The 2,082-nt window shown below is 72.8% G+C and carries 3 protein-coding genes; 2 read left to right on the top strand and 1 reads right to left on the bottom strand.

All coding sequences use genetic code 11. The features are described 5' to 3' along the window. Positions 1 to 19: 19 nt before the first annotated feature. On the top strand, positions 20 to 976 hold the full coding sequence (locus tag C1I97_RS35935) for an LLM class F420-dependent oxidoreductase (RefSeq protein ID WP_111007121.1): 957 nt from the start codon (positions 20 to 22) through the stop codon (positions 974 to 976). A gap of 100 nt (positions 977 to 1,076) precedes the next feature. On the opposite strand, the gene C1I97_RS35930 is transcribed toward C1I97_RS35935, so the two are convergent. Then, positions 1,077 to 1,547, bottom strand: coding sequence for a phage holin family protein (locus C1I97_RS35930; RefSeq protein ID WP_111007120.1), 471 nt, complete (start codon positions 1,545 to 1,547; stop codon positions 1,077 to 1,079). Between the two features lie 68 nt (positions 1,548 to 1,615). Between C1I97_RS35930 and C1I97_RS35925 the strand changes: the two genes are divergently transcribed. Further along, entirely contained in the window at positions 1,616 to 1,963 is a 348-nt protein-coding gene (locus C1I97_RS35925; protein ID WP_111007119.1) for a VOC family protein, read from the top strand. Positions 1,964 to 2,082 lie beyond the last annotated feature (119 nt).

The raw sequence follows: 2,082 nt of genomic DNA, 5'->3' as shown, positions 1-2,082 counted from the left end.
CGCCGCGGAGGTATCCCCCATGCCCGAATACGGCTATCACCTGTCGTGCGAGCAGTACGGCCCGGCCGACCTCGTCGAGCAGGCGAGGATGGCCGAGCAGGCTGGCTTCCAAGCGCTGTGGATCTCGGACCACTACCACCCCTGGAACGAGGCGCAGGGGCAGAGCCCGTTCGTGTGGTCGGTGATCGGCGCGCTGTCCGAGGCGGTGTCCCTGCCCATCGAGACGGCCGTGACCTGTCCGACCGTGCGGATGCACCCCGCGGTGGTGGCACAGGCGGCCGCGACCAGCGCGGTGATGACCGAGGGCCGGTTCCGGCTCGGCGTCGGCACCGGCGAGGCGCTCAACGAGCACATCACCGGTGACCGGTGGCCGCCGACGCACGTGCGGCTGGAGATGCTGGAGGAGGCCGTGCAGGTGATGCGCCGGCTGCTGGCCGGCGAGCAGGTCAACCACCGCGGCACGCACTACACCGTCGAGAACGCCCGCCTCTACACCGTCCCCGAGGAACCCGTCCCGATCGACATCTCCGGCTTCGGCCCGAAGTCGATCGCGCTCGCGGCCCGCGTGGCCGACGGCTACATCACGATGATGCCGGAGGAGGAGATGGTCACCCAGTACCGCAAGGGCGGCGGAGGCGCGAAGCTCGTCAGCGGCGGTACGAAGGTGTGCTTCGGCGCCGACCGCGACGAGTGCGTCCGCACCGTGCACGAGCTGTGGTTCAACGAGCAACTGCCCGGCGAGATGGGCCAGGTGCTGCCCACGCCCCGGCACTTCGAGCAGCTCAAGCCGCTGGTCACCGAGGACATGGTCCGCGGGAACGTGGTGTGCGGCGACGACGTGGACCAGCACGTGTCCGCGCTGAAGGAGTTCGCCGACGCGGGCTGCGACCGGATCTACGTCAACCAGATCGGCCCCGACCAGCGCGGCTTCTTCGACTTCTACCGCACGAAGGTGCTGCCGCAGCTGCCGCATTGAGACGGCGGATCGAGACAGCGGTGGGAGACGAACGGGCGCCCGCCGGACAGGAACCGGCGAGCGCCCAATGCTGTCGACTTGTCGACCGGTCGATGCCCTGTCAGGCCGTCGGGCCGGTGCCCTCACCGCGCTCCGGCCGGTGCGTGCCGACCGTCGGCGGGGCGGGCGGCACCGGCGGCACGGGCGAGTGCGGCGCGCCCGCCACCGCGCCGGCCGGCGCGGTGCCTGCGTGGTGTTTGGCAGCCGGCTCCGCGGCGCGCTCCGGCGTGGGCCGGGACGCCGAGGGCCGGGCGGCCTCGCGCAGCGCGTAGGCCGCCACGCCCAGGATCGCCGCGGTGATCAGCGCGGCGGCCCAGCCGGGCAGGCCGATCGCGAGGGCCAGCCCCACGGCGAGCGCGAGGGCCGCGCCCGCGTACAGGGCGACGGCGCCGGACGCGGCGTACAGCGTGGCCGTGCGGCGCTGCCTGCGGGTCTGCTCGCGCAGCTCGTCACGCACCGTTTCGCGCGCCACCTGCGCCAGCTCGTCGACCAGTTGCTTGTCCAGGTGCTCCAGGTGATCCAAGCGCTCCATGTACTGCGGGTACCCGCGCGAGCGCCCGGGTAACGCCACCCGTTCCACGGCCAACTACCCTCGTCCGCATGGAGATTCTGGGAACCAGCTTGCGCGTCTGCGTCGACGATCTGGACACCGCGGTGCCGTTCTACGAACGTCTCGCGGGCGGCACGGCTCTCCGGTTCGAACGCGGCGGCGTCCAGGTGGCGGCGGTCGGCTGCTTCCTGCTGATGAGCGGCCCCGAGCCCCAGCTGGAGCTGCTGCGCAAGGTGGCGGCGACCATCGCCGTGGCGGACGTCGACGAGGCCCACCGGGTGCTGACCGAGCTCGGCGCGCACATCGTCGCCGGTCCGATCCCCACCCCGGTGGGCCGCAATCTGATCGCGATGCACCCGGACGGGACGGTGTACGAGTACGTGGACCGCCGGGGCTGAACCGCGCGGGCCGGACGAGCCGGACGGTCAGGCGGACGGGCCGGACGGTCCGGGCGGTCCGGGCGGACGGTGGGCGCATCCGGAAGTCGTAACGCCCCGGCAGCCCACCACCCCCGGCC

The sequence above is a fragment of the Streptomyces sp. NTH33 genome (assembly GCF_003236365.1).
GTDB lineage: Bacteria > Actinomycetota > Actinomycetes > Streptomycetales > Streptomycetaceae > Streptomyces.
This window is presented reverse-complemented; position numbering and strand designations above follow the sequence as displayed.

Bases quoted from the DNA above. Each gene is read 5' to 3' on its own strand.
- C1I97_RS35930 (WP_111007120.1), bottom strand. From the start codon at position 1,547: ATGGAGCGCTTGGATCACCTGGAGCACCTGGACAAGCAACTGGTCGAC.
- C1I97_RS35935 (WP_111007121.1), top strand. From the start codon at position 20: ATGCCCGAATACGGCTATCACCTGTCGTGCGAGCAGTACGGCCCGGCC.
- C1I97_RS35925 (WP_111007119.1), top strand. From the start codon at position 1,616: ATGGAGATTCTGGGAACCAGCTTGCGCGTCTGCGTCGACGATCTGGAC.